Origin of the sequence: Halomonas sp. GFAJ-1 (genome assembly GCF_000236625.2) — a bacterium.
Taxonomy (GTDB): domain Bacteria; phylum Pseudomonadota; class Gammaproteobacteria; order Pseudomonadales; family Halomonadaceae; genus Vreelandella.
Genome location: NZ_AHBC01000038.1, coordinates 99,641 through 120,096 on the forward strand (window position 1 = coordinate 99,641; position 20,456 = coordinate 120,096).

The following is a 20,456-nucleotide window of genomic DNA, read 5'->3' on the forward strand; positions in this document are numbered from 1 at the left end:
GCCCTTACTTTGTTTCGGTGAAGAGTTCGCGGCCAATCAGCATCCGGCGAATTTCGCTGGTGCCCGCGCCAATTTCATACAGCTTCGCGTCGCGCAGCAGACGTCCGGTGGGATACTCATTGATATAACCGTTACCACCGAGTAGTTGAATAGAATCCAGGGCGACTTGGGTGGCTTTTTCGGCACAGTATAGAATCACCCCAGCGGCGTCTTTGCGCGACGTTTGGCCGCGATCGCAAGCACCTGCGACGGCGTATAAGTAGGCGCGGCACGCATTCAGCGTGGTGTACATATCGGCTACTTTGCCTTGTACCAGTTGGAATTCACCGATGGATTGGTTGAACTGCTTACGCTCATGGATATAGGGCATCACCACGTCCATGGCGGCTTGCATAATACCGATGGGGCCAGCGGCCAGAACGGCGCGTTCATAGTCCAGGCCGCTCATCAATACACGCACGCCTTTACCCACGTCGCCCAGCACGTTTTCGGCCGGTACTTTGCAATCTTGGAACACTAGCTCGCAGGTGTTAGAGCCGCGCATACCCAGCTTGTCGAGTTTTTGAGCGGTGGAGAAACCTTCCATGCCTTTTTCGATAATAAACGCGGTAATGCCTTTAGAGCCTGCGTCCGGGTCGGTTTTGGCGTACACCACCAGCACATCAGCGTCAGGGCCGTTGGTGATCCACATCTTATTGCCGTTAAGGATGTAGTGATCGCCATCTTGTTTTGCGCGCAGCTGCATGGACACCACATCAGAACCCGCACCGGGCTCAGACATTGCCAGTGCACCCACGTGGTCGCCGCTGATCAGCTTGGGCAGGTACTTCTCTTTTTGTGCAGCGGTGGCGTTAATCTTAAGTTGGTTTACGCACAGGTTAGAGTGCGCACCGTAGGAGAGCGCGACTGAAGCGCTCGCCCGGGAGATCTCTTCCATGGCAATGCAGTGAGCAAGGTAGCCCATGCCGCTACCGCCATCCTCTTCAGACACGGTAATGCCTAATAGGCCCATATCGCCGAACTTCTTCCAGAGGTCGTTAGGGAATTCGTTGGTGCGATCAATTTCAGCAGCGCGGGGGGCGATCTCGCTAGCGGCAAAGGCATTGACCTGCTCGCGCAGCATGTTCAGTTCGTCGTCCAGGCCAAAATTAAGTTCTGAATAGTGTGAAAACATGGTCAATTACCTTGTCGTTGTTAAGGGATGCTTTTCGTTAAGTTCTTCAAGTGCTTGTCGACAGCGGATTTCGGCGCTTTCGAGCTCTAGCTGCACCATGGTGATGTCTTTCATTTGTTGTTCGAGAGCGGCGCGCCGCTCACCAATCTTGCTCAACATTAGGTGCAGCTGCTTTTCGCTGCCGCTACGGGTCTCATCCCATAGCTCAAAAAGTTCTCGAATTTCAGCGAGAGAAAACCCCAGCCGCTTGCCGCGTAGCGTTAGCTTTAGGCGTACACGATCTTTACTGCTGTAAATGCGCGTTTGACCCCGGCGGGCGGGGTGTAACAGCTCTTGATCTTCATAAAAGCGAATGCTGCGCGTGGTTACGTCAAACTCACTGGCAAGCTCGCTAATCGAGTATGTTTTGCTCATGATCGTTATTCTCGTCGATAGGGGGATGCCCCTATGGAACACTGACCATGAGGCTAAAACAAGTTTACGTTAACGTAAAGCTGGTATTGCTAAACGTCGATTACCGTTGAATCTGCATAAGTATCTGAAAAATTTATATATAAAGCGTTTAAAGCAGATTAAATTGAGTCTGCGTAGACCAAAGTTGTAATTGTAATACCCTGCAAGTGATTGCTAGTTTGCACCTACACCTTACGTTCAGGTAAGGGTGCGTCGCCGGCTAACGATTTTCCGCTCCAGAGTAAACTGGCTGGTGCAAAGTCAGCACAAGAACAACAAGAGGCTTACCACTTCATGCGTGCAGACGATGTAATTAATGGGCCAGTACTCGAAACGCGAGGACTGACCAAAGAGTTCCGCGGCTTTACCGCCGTTGATGACGTGAACCTTCAGGTTCAGGAAGGGCACATTCACGCCCTAATCGGGCCTAACGGTGCAGGTAAAACCACGGTATTCAATCTGCTTACCAAGTTTTTACCGCCTACCCGTGGTGAGATTCTCTATCGCGGGAAACCCATCACCAGTAAAAAATCCAACGAGATAGCCCAGCTTGGGTTAGTTCGTTCATTTCAAATCTCGGCGGTGTTCGCTCACATGACGGCGTTGGAAAACGTTCGTGTGGCGCTGCAGCGTCAGCTTGGTACCTCCTTCCATTTTTGGAAGTCGGAGACGTCGCTTAATCATCTTAACGACCGAGCCATGGAGCTACTCGATGAAGTAGGTCTAAGAGAGTACGCCGACACCCTAACGGTAGAAATGCCTTACGGTCGCAAACGTGCCTTGGAAGTTGCCACTACGCTGGCGCTTGACCCCACTATGATGTTGCTGGATGAACCTACCCAGGGCATGGGCGCTGAAGATGTTGACCGCATCGTGGCGCTGATTAAACGCGTCTCACAAGGACGCACGGTACTGATGGTTGAGCACAACTTAAGCGTGGTAAGCCGGCTATGTGACCGCATTACCGTGTTGGCGCGTGGCGCCGTGTTGGCGGAAGGTGACTATGAAGAGGTTTCCCGTAACCCGCTGGTGCGAGAAGCCTATATGGGTAGCGAAGCCGCTGAAGAGGAGGCTGCCGTATGAACACCGCCGAAGCGTATGAGACCAACGCTGCTACCGAGTCGCAAACCCTAGAAATGTTGCGGGTTAGTGATCTGCACGCCTTTTATGGCGAGTCGCATATCCTGCACGGCGTTAACTTTGATGTTAAACGCGGTGAGCTAGTGACCCTGCTAGGGCGCAATGGTGCGGGGCGTAGCACTACGCTTAAATCGATTATGAGTATGGTGGGTCGGCGTACCGGCTCTATCGTCATTAACGGTAACGAAACGCTGCGCATGAAGCCGCACCATATTCCTCGGCTGGGTATTGGTTACTGCCCGGAAGAGCGGGGGATTTTTGCGAGTTTGGATGTGCACGAAAACTTATTGCTGCCACCTACCGTGCGCTCAGGCGGCATGAGTTTAGATGAAATCTACGGCATGTTTCCCAACCTTTATGAGCGGCGCAGAAGCCAGGGGACAAGGCTTTCCGGTGGTGAGCAGCAGATGTTAGCCATGGCGCGTATTTTGCGCACCGGGGCAAGGTTATTGCTGCTTGATGAGATTACCGAAGGGTTAGCGCCGGTTATCGTGCAGAAATTAGCTGAGGTACTCATTCAGCTGAAAGAGCGCGGCATGACTATCGTGCTGGTCGAGCAGAACTTCCGCTTTGCGGCCCCCTTGGCAGACCGCCACTTCGTAATGGATCACGGCCAGATTGTTGAAGAGATCACCGCCGCACAGCTGCCTTCACGCCGTGATCACCTCAACACGATGCTGGGGGTGTAGCAAAGACCGGGGTTGGGGGTAATACCCACCAAGATTAATAACGTAGTAGCAAAACCTAGTACCAAAAACGCTGAACACTAAAGCACTTAAAAACGTCGTAACACAAAAACAAAGGCCTTAAGGGCCAGGAGACGAACATGACCTTCATTAAAAAAACACTCGCTACTAGCATCGCTGTTGCCGCTGCTTCCACCATGGCTATTTCAACCGCCCAGGCTAACATGAGCGATGGCGAAGTTCGCATTGGTTACTTGGCCGATATGTCCGGTACCTACCGCGACCTCGCGGGCCCAGGCGGCCAGCGAGCGTTGGAAATGGCCGTTGCGGATTTTGGTGGCAGCGTGAATGGTGCGCCCATCGTTGTCTTTAGTGCCGATGACCGCAACAGCGCAGACGTAGGGGCTAACACCGTACGTGAGTGGATTGACCAGCGTAACGTCGACATGGTGGCAGGCATGGTGGCGTCTTCGGTCACTATCGCGGTTACCCGCGTGCTAGAAGAGAACAACGGCCTGGGCATTATTTCAGGCTCTGCGGCGTCCAGTATCACCAACGAGCACTGCACGCCAAACCACATTCACTGGGTATATGACACGTATCCGCTGGCCAACGGCACGGCACAGGCCGTTGTAGAGCAGGGCGGCGACACCTGGTTCATGCTGACCGCGGACTACGCCTTCGGCCACGCGCTGGAAGGTGACGTAACGCGCGTCGTAGAAGAGAGTGGTGGTGAAGTAGTGGGCGGCGTTCGCCATCCGTTCCCCACCAGCGATTTCTCCTCTTACATTCTCCAGGCGCAAGGCTCTGGTGCCAAAATTGTGGGTCTGGCTAACGCGGGTGCGGATACCGTCAACGCGATTACCACAGCCAGCCAGTTTGGCCTTGTTCAAAGCGGTCAGCAGTTAGCGGGTCTGCTTATCTTCCTGAACGACGTTCACGCCCTAGGGTTAGAGGCTACCCAAGGCCTGCTGCTGACCACTGGCTGGTACTGGGACATGGATGAAGAGGCCCGCGAATGGTCTGAGCGTTACTACGAAGAGATGGGCCGGATGCCGACAATGGTGCAGGCAGGTATCTACTCCAGCACCATGCATTACCTAAAAGCGGTAGAAGCGGCAGGTACTGATGATCCTGAAGTTGTACGTGCGCAAATGGCTGAGATGCCCGTTGATGACTTCTTTGCCCGCAACGGCAGAATTCGTGAAGATGGCCGCATGGTTCACGATATGTACTTGGCCCAGGTGAAAACCCCCGAAGAGTCCACTGGTGAGTGGGACCTTTACGAAATCCTTAGCACTATTCCCGCCGAAGAAGCCTACCGTCCGCTTTCTGAGAGTCAGTGCAAGCTGGTTCAAAACTAAAACGGGCCTAGAAACGTTTGAAAGCATAGGGCCTATGGCAGCGGTTCAGGCTAGCCATTAAAAGCCTTGAAGCGTTATTACATAAGCAATATCCACGGGTGGCAGCAGGTGCTGCTACCCGCTTGGCGGCGAGGAGAGTCATACCATGACGATGATATTCGGCGTGCCACTGGCCGTGTTCATGGGCCAGCTAACGCTTGGGCTTGTGAACGGTGCCTTTTACGCACTGCTTAGTTTGGGCCTGGCGGTCATCTTCGGCCTACTGAAGATCGTCAACTTTGCCCATGGGGCGCAATACATGCTGGGGGCCTTCGCCGCGCTGTTAGGCTTTCGCTACTTAGGCATTAACTACTGGCTAGCACTGTTCTTAGTGCCGCTGGTGGTAGGTGGTTTTGGCATGCTGATGGAGCGCTTCTTGCTGCGTCGTATTGCCCATTTGGATCACCTTTACGGGCTACTGCTAACGTTCGGGTTAGCGCTGATTTTTGAAGGCACGCTGGTCAACTTCTTCGGGGTTTCCGGCGCGCGTTATGCCACCCCAGAGGTGCTTCAAGGGGGGCTCAATCTAGGCTTTATGTTCCTGCCTACTTATCGCGCCTGGGTGCTGGTAGCGGCATTGGCAATGTGTCTATTCACCTGGTTCATGATTGAGCGCACTCGCTTAGGCGCCTACCTGCGGGCGGGTACAGAAAACTCCCAGCTTATGCAGGCGTTTGGGGTTAACGTTCCGCTGTTAATTACCCTTACCTATGGGTTTGGTGTTGCACTGGCTGCGTTTGCGGGTGTTCTGGCAGCTCCGCTATATCCGGTTTCACCCACTATGGGCTCAAGCCTATTGATTGTGGTGTTTGCCGTGGTGGTTATCGGGGGCATGGGTTCAATCCTGGGTGCGATTCTTACCGGCCTAGGCATGGGAGTTATCGAAGGCTTAACCAAAGTGTATTACCCGGAAGCCTCCAATACTGTGATCTTCCTGGTGATGATATTAGTGCTCATGTTACGCCCCGCTGGGCTGTTCGGTAAGGAGGCTTAACCATGGCAGATTCTCAAGCAATCAAAGCACCCTCTGCGGTGCTGGAACGCCAAAAACGTGCCAATATGCGCCGCAATCTCTTCTATATAGCGCTTGTGGCACTGGGGCTGGTGGCGCCTTTCTTGGCGTACCCAGTGTTCTTAATGAAGGTTCTCTGCTTTGCGCTATTTGCCAGCGCCTTTAACTTGCTGCTGGGCTATGCGGGACTGCTCTCGTTTGGGCATGCCGCGTTTCTCGCGACAGGCGGCTATATAACCGGCTACTTACTGGCAAGTTACCCAGGCTTAACGCCTGAGCTGGGCATTATTGGTGGCACCCTGATGGCTACGGTGTTAGGGCTGCTATTTGGCCTGCTGGCAATCCGTCGCCAGGGTATCTACTTCGCCATGGTAACGCTGGCGCTAGCGCAGCTTGTTTACTTCATGTTTGTACAGGCGCCCTTTACCGGTGGTGAAGATGGCTTACACGGCGTGCCACGGGGTGAGCTGTTTGGTTTCATCAGCCTGCGCAGCAACTTGGCGATGTACTACTTCGTGTTTGCGATCTTCTTATTCGGTTTTGCGCTTATCCAGCGCACCGTGCATTCGCCCTTTGGGCAGGTGCTGAAGGCGATTCGTGAAAACGAACCCCGTGCGGTCTCGCTAGGCTACAACGTTGATGCCTACAAACTGTTGGCCTTTGTACTTTCTGCTGCCATCGCTGGGTTAGCGGGCTCCACCAAAACCGTAGTATTCCAGCTGGCTTCGTTAACCGATGCCCACTGGCACATGTCCGGTGAAGTTATTCTGATGACGCTACTGGGCGGTGTGGGTACGTTGTTAGGCCCACTGATGGGCGCGGGCATTGTGGTTAGCCTGCAGCATGTGCTGGCGCAGTCGCCACTAGGCAACTGGGTAAACGTAATATTAGGGATTATTTTTGTGGTCTGCGTGCTTAGCTTCCGCAGCGGTATTGTGGGTGAGCTTGGCAAGATGTATCGCAAAAACTTTAAGTAATGGGTTGAACCGGGTCTGTCCGTTGGGTGCCTATTGGCACCCTTTTTTTGCCCTTAAAATACGTCTACTCCAAAGGTAGTGGGGCTAAGCGGTTGCGTAGGTTAAGCTAAGTATATAAGTTAACGTAAACGTCAACATTGCCAATAACGACAAATAGCAAAGCCTGTGCCGTCCAACGCCGAATAACACGTTGCCCAGCCATGCTTGTACGGAGGAACGCTATGAATTTTGAGCTAAGCGAAGACCAAGTTGCCTTTTCCGATATGGCGCGGGCATTTGCCCAAAACGAGTTAGAACCCCATGCAGCAGAGTGGGACGCCGAATCCTTCTTTCCAGTGGATGTCATTCGTAAAGCGGGCGAGTTGGGCTTTTGTTCGCTGTACGCGCCGGAAAACGTTGGCGGGCTGGGGCTTTCCCGGCTGGATGCCAGCATTATTTTTGAACAACTTTCCATGGGCTGCACCTCTACAACGGCCTACCTCACCATTCATAATATGGTGACCTGGATGCTGGCGGACTTCGGCACGCCGGAAGCGGTGGAGCAGTGGGGTGAAAAGCTTGCGACGGGTGAGCTACTGGGCTCGTATTGCTTAACCGAACCCAATTCAGGCTCCGATGCCGCATCGCTTAAAACCACCGCTAAGCGCGACGGCGACGACTATGTGCTGAATGGCAGCAAAATGTTTATTTCCGGCGCGGGCAGCACCGATTTTCTGGTGGTGATGGCGCGTACCGGTGGCGAAGGCCCCGGCGGTGTTTCCGCGTTTGCGGTGGATGCCAAAGCCAGCGGCATTAGCTATGGCCGTAAAGAGGAAAAAATGGGCTGGAACAGCCAGCCCACCCGCATGATCACCTTTGAAGACGTGCGCGTGCCTGCTAACCACTTGCTGGGCAACGAAGGCGACGGCTTCAAAATTGCCATGAAAGGGCTAGATGGCGGGCGCATCAACATCGCTACGTGCTCTATCGGCACCGCCCAGCAGGCGATTAATAAAGCCCGGGAATACATGCTGGAGCGCAAGCAGTTTGGTAAGCGTCTAGCGGATTTCCAGGCGTTGCAGTTCCGCTTGGCAGATATGGTGACGGAGCTTGTAGCAGCCCGCCAGCTAGTACGTATGGCGGCCGCTAAGCTGGATTTAGGCCACCCGGATGCGACGGCGTATTGTGCTATGGCCAAGCGCTTTGCGACCGACGTAGGCTTTAAGGTATGCGACGAGGCACTCCAGCTTTACGGCGGTAACGGCTATATCAAGGAGTACCCCATGGAGCGCTACGTGCGCGATACCCGTGTGCACCGCATTTTGGAAGGCACCAACGAAATCATGCGGCTGATTATTTCTCGCCGCGTGCTGGCAAGCGGTGCCGCCGAGCTATAGTTAGCCACAAGGGCAGCCAGTCACAAGGACAATCATAAGGGCAATCACAAGGACAACGGAATGAGTTGCGTACTGTTTGCTGAACACGCCACCCAAGATGGCCATATCATTGGTGAGATCACCCTCAACGCTGAACGCTCTCTTAATGCGCTAACGCTTGAGATGATCGAAGAGATCCTGCCACGGCTGCAAGCCTGGCAGGCTGATGAGCGCATTGTAGCGGTACTGCTGGATAGCGCCGGTGAGAAAGCGTTTTGCGCCGGTGGCGATGTGGTCAACCTCTATAAAGCCATAACCGGCGACGGCGACCCGGATTTTCCTCAGCGCTTTTTTGATACGGAATACCGCCTCGACTACCTGCTACACACCTACCCAAAACCGGTGATTTGCTGGGGTAACGGCATCGTCATGGGGGGTGGTATGGGGCTGCTAAGCGGCAGCAGCCACCGTGTGGTCACCGAAACCTCCCGCCTTGCTATGCCAGAAGTCACCATTGGCCTCTACCCGGATGTGGGGGCAAGCTGGTTCTTAAACCGCCTGCCCAACGGCACCGGGCGCTTTTTAGCCATGACCGGCAGCCAAATCAATGCGCCGGATGCGGTGCACCTGGGTTTGGCCGACCGTGCCATTGCCAGCCAGCATCGCGAGGTGTTGGCCGAACAGCTGCTAGCAGCTACCTGGGGTGAAGGTAGCCAGACCGACGCCCACGGCGTCGTAAACAGCATTTTGCGCGAGCTAGAGCAGGCCTCCCAAGGTGTCTTTGCCGAGCTTGACACCCCGGTTTACAAATCCACCGCGCTAATCCGCGAGTTAATGGATCACGACACCATTGAGCAAGTCGTCGCGGCGATTTTGGCGGTAAACACTGACGACAAATGGTTCAGCAAGGCCCAGAAAACCTTGGCTCACGGCAGCTCCGTCTCCATCAAGCTGATTGATACGCAGTTAAAGCGCGCCAAGCACATGTCGCTTGCAGAAGTGTTTCAGTCGGAGTTGGCGCTCTCCGTGCAGTGCTGCCGCCACCGTGAGTTCCCAGAAGGAGTGCGTGCCCTGTTGGTAGATAAAGATGGCCAGCCAGCCTGGACGTACCCGGATGTCGCCTCCGTAGAGTCATCGTTTATCGATGGGCTGCTAGCGTCACCTTGGGAGGAGAGCCCCCTCGCGGATCTTCGCTAACGCATTTTCGACCACTCTCTAATAAGGACAACAATGATGACCACCGTCGCGTTTATCGGTTTAGGCAACATGGGCGGCCCTATGGCGGCCAACTTAGCAAAATCGGGCTTTCAAGTGCGCGCCTTTGACCTTTCTGAACAGGCCCTGGAAACCGCCAAGTCTCACGGTTGCGACGTGGCGGCATCTGCCAAGGACGCCGCCACCGATGCAGACTTTATTATTTCCATGCTTCCCGCAGGTAAGCACGTACGCGGGCTGTATGTAGATGGCGATACGCCACTGTTTGATGTGATCAAACAGAGCGCCTTAGTGATCGACTGTTCCACCATCGACGCTGATACCGCCCGTAGCGTGGCCGCTGCGGGGGCTGAAAAAGGCATTGGCTTTGTGGATGCGCCGGTGTCCGGTGGGGTAGGCGGCGCCCAGGCAGGTACCCTGACGTTTATTGTCGGCGGCTCTGATGCCCAGTTTGAGCAGGCCAAGCCCGTGCTAGACGTGATGGGTAAAAATATCTTCCACGCGGGCGACCACGGTGCGGGGCAGGTAGCTAAGGTGTGCAACAACATGCTGCTATCTATCTTGATGGCAGGCACCTGTGAAGCGATCAACATGGGCGTGAAAAATGGACTGGACCCAGCGGTGCTTTCCGAGATTATGAAGCAAAGCTCAGGCGGTAACTGGGCGCTGAACGTTTATAACCCTTACCCCGGTGTAATGGAAAACGCTCCGGCCTCTAAGGGCTACCAGGGTGGCTTCCAGGTTGACCTGATGATTAAAGACCTGGGCCTTGCGATGGATGTTAGCCAGCAGAGCGCCTCGCCCGTTCCCATGGGGTCTGCTGCCCGCTCGCTGTTTACTCTGCACAAAGCAGGCGGTAACGGAAACCTGGATTTCTCAAGCCTGCTAACGTTTTATCAGGATAAAAACAGCGCCTAAGTGGTGTAGCGCGTGATTAAGCGTAAGCAAGAGGGCGGCCTATGCCGCCCCTTGTTATAGGGGGCAAGGGTGGGCAAACTCAATCTCTTTATTATGCTCAAAAAGGGACTTCTATGATTACGCTTTGGGGCCGCAACAACTCTACCAATGTTAAAAAAGTCCTTTGGGTATTAGAAACCCTGGCGCTGCCTTACGAGCAAATTCTGGCAGGGCGGGAGCATGGGGTTAATAACACGGCCGAATACCTGGCGATGAACCCCAACGGGCTGGTGCCGCTGTTAAAAGACGACGCCACCCACACCGTGCTCTGGGAGTCCAACGCCATTATTCGCTACCTAGCCGCCCAGTATGGCCAAGGGTCGCTGTGGATTGACGAACCCGCCAAGCGTGCCCAAATGGAAAAGTGGATGGACTGGTCAACCAGTGCGCTCACGCCGCCACACCGTGCACTCTTGTTGGGCTATGTAAGAACTCCCGCAGAGCAGCGCGACATCGACAGCTTAGAACCCATCATCGCCACCTGCGAAAAGCTATTTGTTCAACTGGACAACGCCCTTGCCGATCAGCCCTGGTTCTCTGGTGACGCGTTTGGTCTTGGCGATATAGCCCTGGCCCCGTTCGTTTATAACCTGCGCAATAGCGGCATAACGTGGCAACCCCGCCCGCACCTAGGGCGCTGGTCTAAGCAGCTTGCTGAGCTACCCGCCTACCGCAAAGTCGTGATGATTCCTGTCTCTTAAATAGGGCGCTTGAAGCCAAACCGATAGCTAAAAGCGTGCTTCCAGGGCCGCTAGCTCTGCATCAAGCGCTTGCAGTACCTCATGCGCCAGCCCATGGCGTTGGGCGCTTTCAATCAACGGCCCAAAAATCGCCCCGCGCTCGGTGGGGCGTTTGGCTTCAACATCCTGAAGCATCGATGCCTTGTTGTGCGCGGTGTTCTCCACTACCTGCCACACCAATGCCAACCAGGCTTCCTTACCTTGCCTGCCCGTAGGCGGTTGAATGCCTTCAGCCTGCAAAATCGACGCGACTTCCGTTACTACCGCTGCCACGCGGCCTGCATAGGCTGTTTCCCGCAACTCGCCGTTACGCACGCCATGCAGCGCCACCAGCGGGTTAATCGCTGCATTCACCGCTAGCTTTTGCCACAGGCGTTGGCGAATATCGCCTACCGGTGTAGCGGTAAAGCCTGCCTCACCTAACGTCTGCGCGAGTGTTGCTGACAGCGCACCGCGTTGGTTATTCAGGTCGCCAATAAATGTTGGCCCACGCCCCGCGTGCACCACGCCCTCATCCCCCGTTAGGTAAGCGCCTTGGGTAGTCGTGGCACACAGCACTGGCCCCGGCCACGCCTGGGTAATACGCGGCTGCGCTAAAAAACCGTTTTGCCACAGCACCAGAGGCGTAGCAGGGGGGATAACGCGTGAAAGGCTTTCAAGCGCCGCCTCAGCCGCCATGGCTTTGGTGGTGATATGTACAAAACCGGGCGGTTCATGTGTGTTAGAAGCTAACTGATCAACCGTGAACACATTGAGACGCTGCGAGTGTTGCTCGCCTTCAGGCGTGGTAAGCACTTGCTGCTCAGGCAGTGCTCGGCGGCTAATCAAAGCAACCTCGGTAAGCGGTGCAAGCGAATGGGCTAGCAGGCGGCCAATAGCGCCGGGGCCAAGTATCCAGTGGGTAGTCATTGTTGGGTCTTTAATCAGCAGCGAGAGTGCTGCCTAGCTTACCGTGTTCGTCACAAGGAAATGAAGGCGAGGGTAACAATGCCCAGAGGGGCGGCTAATAGATAGTGACGGCACTAAGCATAATCTGCTAGCGTTAAGGCTAAGCATATTTTGTTAAGGTTAATGAGTTTTCAGTGCACAAGGTAGGGCAGGTACGCATGGCAAACGTAGAGGCAACGAAGTGCTATGCAGTATGAATAGGGATTGTCAGCCAGGAATGCGCGGTTTTCTGGCAAGCCCAATGGGAAACGTGCTCAATCTTGCGGAATTTTTTTATAAAAATGCTTTAAAACAATATGTTGAGAGAGTTGTGCGTATGTTTATACGCAATTCGTAGAGATAACGAAGAATGATAACGCGCATGCGCATTTTTCCAGCTAGCTTTAGAATGAGAATTGATATTTTCCCCTTTATATCAATATATTGGGATGATTTGGCTGGATTGAGGTTTCCAGGGAAACGCGCATGCGCATTAATAAACTGTTAGCGAGCGCCCCGCGGAAAGTTTCCAATTATGGGAGTCAACCTTGAGCGATAGGAAAGGCGGAAAACAATCCCAACTTACTGGCGAGCGAGCTGAAACCAAAGTTCGGGATGCCCTACTGGATGCTGAACTCTTTTGTTCAAAGTATGAGCATGACCGTGGCGAGGATTTACTAGTCGAGCTTGAGGGCTACATTGGACAATCAGATGTTGGTAGCGGACCGAGAATTGGCTTACTTCAGATCAAAGGTCATGAGGCCGAGTCTGCACTTGCCTTTGGAGAAAGTGTTGCGAAGAGGCGGCTTGAGCTGAATCATTTACGACGATGGGCTGCCATACCTCTCCCAGTCTTTGTTGTGGCGGTTGAGCTTGTCGGGAATACGCCGGTGTTCTTTGCAAACTCAGTTGACAAGTTGGTTGGGGAGGTCGCACCAGACGGGCTTGCCGCACTTGAGCAGAAAAAAGTAACAATATCGCTCCCACGGATAGATGAGTTACCTTCATTTCTGAGAAGCGAAATCGCCGAGTTCTATTCGCTTCATGCCTTTCAGCTTTCAGACGTTTCTGAGAATGTAATTGCCAGAAACCATTATGAGATCATTTCCACAAAAAAACCTTTTGTCCTTCCTCAGGCAAATGTGTGGCAGAAGCACATCCGAGTGTTGTGGAAAGGTCCGTGGCGCCCAGCGCATTTCTGGGCAACTCTGAACCATATTGCAGATCAGCTCCAAGAAAAAGATGGGGGGAGGAGAGTCCCTCTGTTGGCAACTGTACATGTATATCGGAGCCTAAAGGACGATCGAGATAACAATGCTATTGCTCATGCATCTTGGCTTGAAGACAAGCATCCAGCTGCGGATCAACTTAGAGAGCGCATCAATTGGCCCAGGGCAGCGCATTGGGCTCGGTTTCAATTTCATGGTAAGTCGGCTCTTGAAGAGCGTCCTGAGTCAGTGAGTATGGAGGAAGACGACGATACATTCATTGCCAAAGCGGAGGAGATTTTTGAGCAGCTTGATTCCATCTGCTTAGACATAATGAATTCATTGACAACTGATTTAAGGTTGCCTGAGCAAAAGCTAGAACGTCTGGAAAGGTTGCTCCATAAGCTTGACGATACTGTTATTCAAGAGCTTGGTCGTCCATCGCCGCAGTTTACCGTGCTCGAAAGGATGATTGATCAATACAGTTTTGTTTTATCAGGGGTTTTTGCTTGGCTAAAAGGAAAAGAAGACGTGCCTGAGGTTAGGAGAAAGCGGTGGCTTGGCCAGGACTTGGAGATGGCGCAGGGCTATTATCGGGCCTACCATCCGATGGCGAAATTGTTACTGGACCGATAGGGGATCTGAATGCTTTACGCTAACAAGTGCAGGCACGGCGACGCCCTTTCCATTGCGCCTTCGGCTCCATTCCAAGGGCGCGCGTGCTGCAAGCGTTAAACGATCAAGAGCAATGGAGGGCTGGATGCATAAAGGCAGTTGTCTTTGCGGGCGCGTCCGCTACGAGTACAGCGGTGGCATTGATGAGGTGTCCATGTGCCACTGCAAACAGTGCCAGAAGGCGCAGGGCAGCGCTTTTGTGGCCGTTGCGCCCATCCTGTCAGAAGGGTTCCATATTACCGAAGGCGCTTGCTATTTAAAGGAGTATCGCGCCAGCCCCAATAAGTCGCGGGTGTTTTGCGCAGAGTGTGGCAGTCCACTGTGCAGCGCGAGAGATGATCGTCCTGAGGTGAAACGATTACGGCTTGGCACGCTTGGATACCCCCGTGCTGCCAAGTAAGCGTTACCACGCATGGGTATCCTCGAAAGCGGATTGGTTTGAGCTGGCAGATGACCTGCCAGCATTCACTGAGCTGCCAACGTCATAGTAAAAGCGCATGCATCTGCACTACAACCGTGCCGCCTGAGAGACCATGGTTGATCGTTAAGTGCCGCAACGGCCAGATTAAGCAGCATTTTCTCTTTAAACACTACAGCGGGGCTGTGAGTAGCCCCGCTGATGCCATGGCTGAAATAACTACCTACGAGGGTTCGACCTTGGCTTGGTCGCGGGCAAGCTCTTCTTGTTTGGTTAGCTTGCGATAAAGTACCGCTACTGCGGTGGAGTTCAGAACGATAAACAGCGAGTACATGACGGGTATCAGTAGAATTAACTGCTGTGTTTCGCCGCTAAAGGTCATGATCACGATTAACGCGGCCAGCGGGCCGTTCTGAATCCCCGTTTCAAGAGACACCGTGCGGGCTTTTTGTGGGTTGAGCTTAAGCACGCGGGAGAACAGGTAACCGAACAGGAAGCCCACTAAACCCAGTAGAATCACCGCCGCATATACCTGCCAGCTGGTTTCCATCAGCAAGCGCCAGTTGCGCGGCGCCCACGTCACCACCAGAAACACAATCACGATGGCACCCAGTACGCCGCCTACCAGCTCGATCACGGCGCCAATATTGGCATTTTTGCGCCGTATCCACATGCCTAGCAGCGTCGGAATCAGCAGCACAAACAGCAGGCGGGCAATCTGGTCGGGGGGAATACGGAAGGCGTCATCAATCCCTTGGGTGTAAAACGCCATCCACAGCGGTACCAAGATAAAGCCCGCCAGCGTAGAGCAGATGGTCATCATGATGCTGAGGCTGAGCAAGCTTCGCGAGAAGTAGGCAAAGATGTTGGAGGTGGTGCCGCCAGGCATACAGCCCATCAGCACTAGCCCAACTGTCTGTTCAACCGAGAGGTTGAGAAGGCGCGCCAGGGCAAAGGCAATAAACGGCATCAGCAAATATTGCGATGAGAAGCCAACCCCAATGGCCTGGGGGTGGCGCATGGAGAGCTTGAAGTCCTTAAAGGTGAGTGATGCCCCCATGCCGAACATAATGATAACCATCATGATCGACAGTAAACTCTCTTCCAGTGAACTCAACATAGTTTTGTACTCAACATAGTGCTGTAACTCCGTGAGCGGCCGCTGTTGTTATGCGGTTATTATTGTTACGCGATTATTGTTGTTTAGCCGCTGCGCGGCTGGCCTTAACAGTGGCGCGAACTTCTTTGCGCAGCACCTTCCCAACAGGTGTTTTCGGTAGCTCATCCCAGAACACGACTTTTTTGGGCACTTTGTAGGCAGCTAGCTCTGTTTTGCAGTGCCGGATGATGTCCTTGGCACTCAGCCCCTGTTCACGCAGTACCACGTAGGCGTGCACCGCTTCGCCGGTTTGGTCGTCGGGGATACCAATTACCGCAGACTCTTGCACCTGGGGTAATCGCGCAATGCTGTCTTCTACCTCGTTGGGGTAGACGTTAAACCCGCTGACCAGAATCATGTCTTTTTTACGGTCGACGATTTGGAAATGCCCATCTTCGGTCATGGTTCCGATATCGCCAGTGTAGAGCCAGCCATCTTTTAAGGTTTTGGCCGTCTCTTCAGGGTTATTCCAGTAGCCTTTCATGATTTGCGGGCCGCGGGCGATAATTTCGCCGGTTTCTCCCTGTGGCACGGTGATGCCTTGTTCATCGACGATGCGAACCTGGGTAAACGGTGCGGGGATGCCGATGCTGTTAGCGCGCTCGTGCCCAATGGGGTTGAAGCAGATAACCGGCGAGCTTTCCGTCAGGCCGTAGCCTTCCGCGATGGGCGTGCCCACTACGCTGCGCCAGCGCTCAGCGACGGATTTATGCAGCGCAGTGCCGCCCGCCATCGCCACTTTCATGCTTTTAGGCGGGTACACCGTGAACCACTCTTCATTTAGCAGGGCGTTGAACAGCGTGTTAACCCCCGATATCCAGGAGATCGGGTAGTTATCAAAGGCCCGCTGGCAGTTTTGAATAGGGCGAGGGCTGGGCACTAGAACGTTGTGCGCGCCTTTGCTGTAAAACGCCAGCAGGTTCACCGTAAACGCGAAGATGTGATAGATGGGTAGCGCGGTGAGAACGCACTCTTTGCCAGCTTCGATATGGCTGCCGACCACTAAATCCACCTGTTCTAAGTTGCTCAACAGGTTGCCGTGGGCAAGCTCCGCCCCTTTGCTAACGCCAGTGGTGCCCCCGGTATATTGCAGCAGCGCGGTGTCTTCACGGGTGATGTCCTGCCAGTAACTGGCCACATCAATATGTTGTTTGGCTTGGGTGGCTTGGCCCGTTTGAATGGCCTGCGTGAGCTGAACGGCACTTAAAGAGTGCTTGGGGATGGCTCTGTTCCAGTACTTCAGCACGGCATCCAATACCGTGCGAACCACCGGTGAAAACCACTGTGAGAGTGAGGCCAGCACCACGTGCTTAATCTGGGTGTTAGGGAGCACATCTTCTAGTTTGTCGGCGAACATATCCATGATCACCAGCGCTTGCACACCAGCATCGTTGAACTGGTGCTCCATTTCCCGGCGCGTGTAGAGCGGGTTGACGTTCACCAGTACACAGCCCGCTTTTAGAATGCCAAAAATGGCCACGGGCAGAGCTAAACAGTTGGGCATTTGCACCGCCACGCGGTCGCCTTTGGCAAGGCCTAGGGTCTCGCGCAGGTAAACCGCAAAGGCATCGGAGAGCGTGTCCGCTTGCTGGTAGGTAAGCGTGCCATTCATGCCGTTGGGCATGCAGGTGGTGAAGGCGGTATGAGTGCCAAACTGCTTGGCCGCCGCGACGATCATGGCGGGAATATTCGCAAAGCGTTGCTGCTGCGCTTGATCCTTAATCGCGTCATTAGTGGTGCCATAAAGATGTGCCCACGGCGCGCCGTCATAGACGTGATCATTTGACATGCACATTCTCTTCGTTGGGGCCCTTTAACGAAAGTGGCCGTTGTTTTTGTTAGCTGCCTACACGCTTATTTCACGCATTGGCACTTCTATGGAATAACGCAGCCACTGAGTTTAAGTCAACCGTTTTAATTTATGCTCTGAGTAGGCAAGGCGTTTAATGAGGTGGCTATCAAAAGCGGGCGAAGCACGAAAGAGGTGGGATGCCAAGCAATCGGCCGTCGAGAAAGTCAAAGCAAGCATTCGGTGATGGCATGGTTCGCGATCTTAGGCTTGCAAAGTGGGTCGAGGGTTTCGATGATTTATATTTGGCATTGATTTTAGTGGTCAACAAGCAATGCGGGGAGCTGCGTAGCCGCGTTGACAGCCTTTAAGTGGGCGGCTACATCAGCAATTCCCTACGTCACTTTATCTCCCAGCGTATGCTCCACCCAGAGCTTTTGAACCGTGATCATTGCCACGATGGCGAGCGGTGCGGCGAGTATTAGCCCAGCCGCCCCGAAGATAAGGCCGAGGAGTACTTGCACAGTGATGAGAAGCGCAGGGGCGAGTTCGACCGCCTTGTGTTGAATCATTGGCACCAAGACGTTTCCCTCGATGTTTTGAATCACGATGTAACCCACCAGCACAATCAACCCTGTTTGCATTCCTTCTGTAAATCCCACCGCCACGATGGGCACTGCCGCAATAAGTGGGCCGATGAACGGGATGAAAGTAAGCAGCGCCGTTAAGACCCCGAGCGCAAACCAGAGCTCGATGCCGAGCAGGAATAGCCCGAGCCCAACGGTGACCCCAAGGAGCGCCATTGACACGAGTTGCCCTAGAAACCACCAGCGCAGGGCATGGGCGAGGGAGGATAGTGTGTCTTCTGCTAGGGGCCGGCTGTTGGGTGGTACAAGGCGCACCGCTCCCCGCCGATAAAGCGCCGGTTTTGCTGCCAAGAAAAGTGTAAGTATGACCAGGATGATGAGGCTCGTTAAGGCGCCGACCGCCGTCATGACATGCCCGGCTATTTCGCCTACGGCATCGGCAAGGTCGCCGTTCTCGGCGTTCATCTCCTCCAATATGTTTATGTCGGTGTGCTCCGTGAGCCAAGCCTGCACTTTCTCACCAAAATCGACCACCGTCTCGCCTAGTTCCCGAAACTGCTGCACGAGGCTTGCCGCCGTAAGCCCCAGTGAGCCGATGAGGATCGCTGTAATGCCGGTCGCAACGCCGACAAGCGCCCATCCGCGAGAGAAAGGCAGCTTTCTTGCGATTGCCTGCGCAAGCCCGTCTAAACCGACCGCAAGCAGAACGGCCGCAAATACGAGAAGGAGTACCTCCCCGAGGAGGTAGCCGATCAACATAAGTCCTGCTGTCAGTAGTATCGTGTCGGTTCTGATCAAGCGTTTTGATTCCATGCGTTTCTCTCTCCATTGTCGCCACTACACAAGATACAACAACATGAAGAGTCGCACCGACGAACGTGAACACGCCAAAGGTTAGGGCTGGGGCTGTTTTTTCATAATGACGTTAACACCCTGGCATAAAGCGCGGAGTCTTCTTTATAGTTATGTTTGCTGCCTTGGTTCAGGCGCAGCGATTACGTTGCCACATTTTTATCTTTCAGCAAGGGAGCACACACTTCGGAGGCTCCTGGCCGAATCGAGTGCTTTCTTCCATATTTTAACGCCTACGATTATGTCGGTGGCATCGCTTGACCCGAACTTAAGGCCCTCCAGCTTTTCGAACTTTGGGAAGGTCGATATTGCGGCACCAGGGCGCGATGTATTTTCGTCATGGCCCCGGCCGATTAATTTCAAGACGATTAGCGGTACCAGTATGGCAACACCACGCGTTGCGGGTGATATTGGCTGCATAACCGGATCAGCAGATACCGCCACGGCGGATCGGTTAAAGAAGATTGAAGGCGTTGTGGATATTGCACCCGATATGCAAATCGAGATTGGGCCGCCAGACGCTGGAGAAACCTGGTAAGCCCACTGATGTCCGTATGGGAAGGCTGTCAATGTCTCAAAAACACGCCACTTATTATTTAGTTGCCCAGGGTGAGTGTCCATGTCCCCGCAGTTGTTGCTCCTGCTAGCTGATGCCATTTTGTTCATCCACGTGCTGTTTGTGGCATTTGTGGTACTTGGCTTGGTGGCCATCTATGCGGGGTATTTTCTGGGCTGGCGGTGGGTACGCAACAGTTTCTTCCGCATTACGCATCTATGCGCCATTGTCTATGTCGTCGTGCAATCCTGGTTAGGCATGGTGTGCCCTTTGACGATTTGGGAGATGGCGCTGCGGGCCAAGGCGGGCGTAGACACCTATGGAGGCTCCTTTATTCAGTACTGGCTGCATAACCTTTTGTATTTCACCGCGCCGGAGTGGGTGTTTATGCTGGTGTACACCCTATTTGGTAGCTTAGTGGTGGCGAGTTGGTTTGTTGTACGGCCCCGTCCACGTCCGCGCCATCACTAATACGTTTAAAGCGCTTAAGTGCTACTATTTTTGCTATTAGATGAAATGCAGCTTGCTGCACTCTCGCTCCCATCTCCCAACAAGGAAGGATCATGACGATTACGCTCATCATTGTTTTAGCGATTCTCGCGGCTGTTGTTTTTTATATCGTTGCCATCTACAACCGCCTGGTGGCATTGCGAAACCGGTTCCAGAACGCCTTTGCCCAGATTGAAGTGCAGCTGAAGCGCCGTCACGACCTGATTCCTAATCTGGTAGAGACGGCAAAGGGCTACCTCAGCCATGAGAGGGAAACGCTTCAGGCGGTCATTGAGGCCCGTAATACGGCGTCGGCGGGCTTGAAAGCGGCCGCTGCAAACCCGGGTAGTGCCAAGGCAATTGCCGATTTAGGCGGTGCTGAAGGCGCGCTGACACAAGCCATGGGACGGCTTAATGTGGTGATGGAAGCCTACCCAGATTTGAAAGCCTCGCAGAACATGCAGCAGCTCTCTGAAGAGCTCACCAGCACTGAAAACAAAGTGGCGTTTTCGCGCCAAGCATTTAATGACTCCGTAATGCACTACAACACCTACAAGCAGAGTTTCCCCCAGGTGGCGGTGGCCGGTATGTTCGGCCATGGCGAAGATGCTGCGTTGCTAGAGTTTGAAGACAGCGCCCAAATTCAGGTGGCGCCTAAGGTGTCGTTCTAAGTAACCGCGGAGT

20 protein-coding genes are annotated in these 20,456 nt (G+C 53.9%); 14 read left to right on the forward strand and 6 right to left on the reverse strand.

Going from position 1 to position 20,456, the window contains the following annotated elements:
- Window positions 1-4: 4 nt before the first annotated feature.
- Together MOY_RS10380 and MOY_RS10385 are read right to left on the reverse strand one after the other, a co-directional pair.
- Window positions 5-1,174: an isovaleryl-CoA dehydrogenase gene (locus MOY_RS10380; protein ID WP_009099442.1), complete on the reverse strand. Its 1,170-nt coding sequence runs from the start codon at window positions 1,172-1,174 to the stop codon at window positions 5-7.
- 6 nt (window positions 1,175-1,180) lie between these two features.
- A complete protein-coding gene (locus tag MOY_RS10385) occupies window positions 1,181-1,588 on the reverse strand; it encodes a MerR family transcriptional regulator (protein ID WP_009099444.1) in 408 nt (135 codons plus the stop codon).
- Window positions 1,589-1,921: 333 nt separating this feature from the next.
- On the opposite strand from MOY_RS10385, the gene MOY_RS10390 reads away from it, so the two are divergent.
- The 9 genes from MOY_RS10390 (at window position 1,922) to MOY_RS10430 (ending at window position 11,073) form a co-directional block, all read left to right on the forward strand.
- Window positions 1,922-2,710: an ABC transporter ATP-binding protein gene (locus tag MOY_RS10390; RefSeq protein ID WP_009099445.1), complete on the forward strand. Its 789-nt coding sequence runs from the start codon at window positions 1,922-1,924 to the stop codon at window positions 2,708-2,710.
- Window positions 2,707-3,456 (forward strand): ABC transporter ATP-binding protein, encoded by a 750-nt coding sequence (locus MOY_RS10395; protein WP_009099447.1) that lies wholly within the window; start codon window positions 2,707-2,709, stop codon window positions 3,454-3,456. Before MOY_RS10390 ends, MOY_RS10395 begins: the two co-directional genes overlap by 4 nt.
- A 137-nt stretch (window positions 3,457-3,593) precedes the next feature.
- Window positions 3,594-4,817, forward strand: a complete 1,224-nt coding sequence (locus MOY_RS10400; protein WP_009099449.1) for an ABC transporter substrate-binding protein — start codon at window positions 3,594-3,596, stop codon at window positions 4,815-4,817.
- Between the two features lie 145 nt (window positions 4,818-4,962).
- The gene (locus MOY_RS10405; protein ID WP_009099451.1) at window positions 4,963-5,850 is read left to right on the forward strand and encodes a branched-chain amino acid ABC transporter permease; all 888 of its coding nucleotides are present in this window, start codon (window positions 4,963-4,965) and stop codon (window positions 5,848-5,850) included.
- A gap of 2 nt (window positions 5,851-5,852) precedes the next feature.
- Window positions 5,853-6,845 carry a branched-chain amino acid ABC transporter permease gene (locus MOY_RS10410; protein WP_009099453.1) on the forward strand — a complete coding sequence of 331 codons (993 nt, stop codon included), beginning with the start codon at window positions 5,853-5,855 and terminating at the stop codon, window positions 6,843-6,845.
- A gap of 221 nt (window positions 6,846-7,066) precedes the next feature.
- Window positions 7,067-8,221 carry an acyl-CoA dehydrogenase family protein gene (locus MOY_RS10415; RefSeq protein WP_009099455.1) on the forward strand — a complete coding sequence of 385 codons (1,155 nt, stop codon included), beginning with the start codon at window positions 7,067-7,069 and terminating at the stop codon, window positions 8,219-8,221.
- Between the two features lie 60 nt (window positions 8,222-8,281).
- On the forward strand, window positions 8,282-9,397 hold the full coding sequence (locus MOY_RS10420) for an enoyl-CoA hydratase/isomerase family protein (protein ID WP_009099456.1): 1,116 nt from the start codon (window positions 8,282-8,284) through the stop codon (window positions 9,395-9,397).
- Window positions 9,398-9,433: 36 nt separating this feature from the next.
- Window positions 9,434-10,333 (forward strand): 3-hydroxyisobutyrate dehydrogenase, encoded by a 900-nt coding sequence (gene mmsB, locus MOY_RS10425; protein ID WP_009099457.1) that lies wholly within the window; start codon window positions 9,434-9,436, stop codon window positions 10,331-10,333.
- A gap of 113 nt (window positions 10,334-10,446) precedes the next feature.
- The gene (locus MOY_RS10430) at window positions 10,447-11,073 is read left to right on the forward strand and encodes a glutathione S-transferase family protein (protein WP_009099458.1); all 627 of its coding nucleotides are present in this window, start codon (window positions 10,447-10,449) and stop codon (window positions 11,071-11,073) included.
- Window positions 11,074-11,100: 27 nt separating this feature from the next.
- On the opposite strand, the gene MOY_RS10435 is transcribed toward MOY_RS10430, so the two are convergent.
- A complete protein-coding gene (locus MOY_RS10435) occupies window positions 11,101-12,021 on the reverse strand; it encodes a ketopantoate reductase family protein (RefSeq protein WP_009099459.1) in 921 nt (306 codons plus the stop codon).
- A gap of 566 nt (window positions 12,022-12,587) precedes the next feature.
- On the opposite strand from MOY_RS10435, the gene MOY_RS10440 reads away from it, so the two are divergent.
- Both MOY_RS10440 and MOY_RS10445 read left to right on the forward strand, forming a co-directional pair.
- Window positions 12,588-13,883, forward strand: a complete 1,296-nt coding sequence (locus MOY_RS10440; RefSeq protein ID WP_009099460.1) for a DUF4365 domain-containing protein — start codon at window positions 12,588-12,590, stop codon at window positions 13,881-13,883.
- Between the two features lie 124 nt (window positions 13,884-14,007).
- On the forward strand, window positions 14,008-14,322 hold the full coding sequence (locus tag MOY_RS10445) for a GFA family protein (protein WP_009099461.1): 315 nt from the start codon (window positions 14,008-14,010) through the stop codon (window positions 14,320-14,322).
- A 241-nt stretch (window positions 14,323-14,563) separates the two neighbouring features.
- On the opposite strand, the gene MOY_RS10450 is transcribed toward MOY_RS10445, so the two are convergent.
- The 3 genes from MOY_RS10450 to MOY_RS10460 all read right to left on the reverse strand — a co-directional run bounded on the left by MOY_RS10450 (window position 14,564) and on the right by MOY_RS10460 (window position 18,688).
- Window positions 14,564-15,460: a bile acid:sodium symporter family protein gene (locus MOY_RS10450; RefSeq protein ID WP_009099462.1), complete on the reverse strand. Its 897-nt coding sequence runs from the start codon at window positions 15,458-15,460 to the stop codon at window positions 14,564-14,566.
- Between the two features lie 73 nt (window positions 15,461-15,533).
- A complete protein-coding gene (locus MOY_RS10455; RefSeq protein WP_009099463.1) occupies window positions 15,534-17,288 on the reverse strand; it encodes an AMP-binding protein in 1,755 nt (584 codons plus the stop codon).
- Between the two features lie 395 nt (window positions 17,289-17,683).
- The gene (locus tag MOY_RS10460; protein WP_009099464.1) at window positions 17,684-18,688 is read right to left on the reverse strand and encodes an AI-2E family transporter; all 1,005 of its coding nucleotides are present in this window, start codon (window positions 18,686-18,688) and stop codon (window positions 17,684-17,686) included.
- A gap of 280 nt (window positions 18,689-18,968) precedes the next feature.
- On the opposite strand from MOY_RS10460, the gene MOY_RS17565 reads away from it, so the two are divergent.
- The 3 genes from MOY_RS17565 (at window position 18,969) to MOY_RS10475 (ending at window position 20,443) form a co-directional block, all read left to right on the forward strand.
- Window positions 18,969-19,265: a S8 family serine peptidase gene (locus MOY_RS17565; protein WP_035540572.1), complete on the forward strand. Its 297-nt coding sequence runs from the start codon at window positions 18,969-18,971 to the stop codon at window positions 19,263-19,265.
- A gap of 81 nt (window positions 19,266-19,346) precedes the next feature.
- On the forward strand, window positions 19,347-19,754 hold the full coding sequence (locus tag MOY_RS10470) for a DUF2784 domain-containing protein (RefSeq protein ID WP_009099466.1): 408 nt from the start codon (window positions 19,347-19,349) through the stop codon (window positions 19,752-19,754).
- A 92-nt stretch (window positions 19,755-19,846) separates the two neighbouring features.
- Complete coding sequence (locus MOY_RS10475) at window positions 19,847-20,443, forward strand: LemA family protein (protein WP_009099468.1); 597 nt, start codon at window positions 19,847-19,849, stop codon at window positions 20,441-20,443.
- Window positions 20,444-20,456: the final 13 nt, after the last annotated feature.

Coding starts and splice junctions, on each gene's coding strand:
- MOY_RS10380 (WP_009099442.1), bottom strand. CDS start 1,174: ATGTTTTCACACTATTCAGAACTTAATTTTGGCCTGGACGACGAACTG.
- MOY_RS10385 (WP_009099444.1), bottom strand. CDS start 1,588: ATGAGCAAAACATACTCGATTAGCGAGCTTGCCAGTGAGTTTGACGTA.
- MOY_RS10390 (WP_009099445.1), top strand. CDS start 1,922: ATGCGTGCAGACGATGTAATTAATGGGCCAGTACTCGAAACGCGAGGA.
- MOY_RS10395 (WP_009099447.1), top strand. CDS start 2,707: ATGAACACCGCCGAAGCGTATGAGACCAACGCTGCTACCGAGTCGCAA.
- MOY_RS10400 (WP_009099449.1), top strand. CDS start 3,594: ATGACCTTCATTAAAAAAACACTCGCTACTAGCATCGCTGTTGCCGCT.
- MOY_RS10405 (WP_009099451.1), top strand. CDS start 4,963: ATGACGATGATATTCGGCGTGCCACTGGCCGTGTTCATGGGCCAGCTA.
- MOY_RS10410 (WP_009099453.1), top strand. CDS start 5,853: ATGGCAGATTCTCAAGCAATCAAAGCACCCTCTGCGGTGCTGGAACGC.
- MOY_RS10415 (WP_009099455.1), top strand. CDS start 7,067: ATGAATTTTGAGCTAAGCGAAGACCAAGTTGCCTTTTCCGATATGGCG.
- MOY_RS10420 (WP_009099456.1), top strand. CDS start 8,282: ATGAGTTGCGTACTGTTTGCTGAACACGCCACCCAAGATGGCCATATC.
- mmsB (WP_009099457.1), top strand. CDS start 9,434: ATGACCACCGTCGCGTTTATCGGTTTAGGCAACATGGGCGGCCCTATG.
- MOY_RS10430 (WP_009099458.1), top strand. CDS start 10,447: ATGATTACGCTTTGGGGCCGCAACAACTCTACCAATGTTAAAAAAGTC.
- MOY_RS10435 (WP_009099459.1), bottom strand. CDS start 12,021: ATGACTACCCACTGGATACTTGGCCCCGGCGCTATTGGCCGCCTGCTA.
- MOY_RS10445 (WP_009099461.1), top strand. CDS start 14,008: ATGCATAAAGGCAGTTGTCTTTGCGGGCGCGTCCGCTACGAGTACAGC.
- MOY_RS10450 (WP_009099462.1), bottom strand. CDS start 15,460: ATGTTGAGTTCACTGGAAGAGAGTTTACTGTCGATCATGATGGTTATC.
- MOY_RS10455 (WP_009099463.1), bottom strand. CDS start 17,288: ATGTCAAATGATCACGTCTATGACGGCGCGCCGTGGGCACATCTTTAT.
- MOY_RS10460 (WP_009099464.1), bottom strand. CDS start 18,688: ATGGAATCAAAACGCTTGATCAGAACCGACACGATACTACTGACAGCA.
- MOY_RS17565 (WP_035540572.1), top strand. CDS start 18,969: ATGTCGGTGGCATCGCTTGACCCGAACTTAAGGCCCTCCAGCTTTTCG.
- MOY_RS10470 (WP_009099466.1), top strand. CDS start 19,347: ATGTCCCCGCAGTTGTTGCTCCTGCTAGCTGATGCCATTTTGTTCATC.
- MOY_RS10475 (WP_009099468.1), top strand. CDS start 19,847: ATGACGATTACGCTCATCATTGTTTTAGCGATTCTCGCGGCTGTTGTT.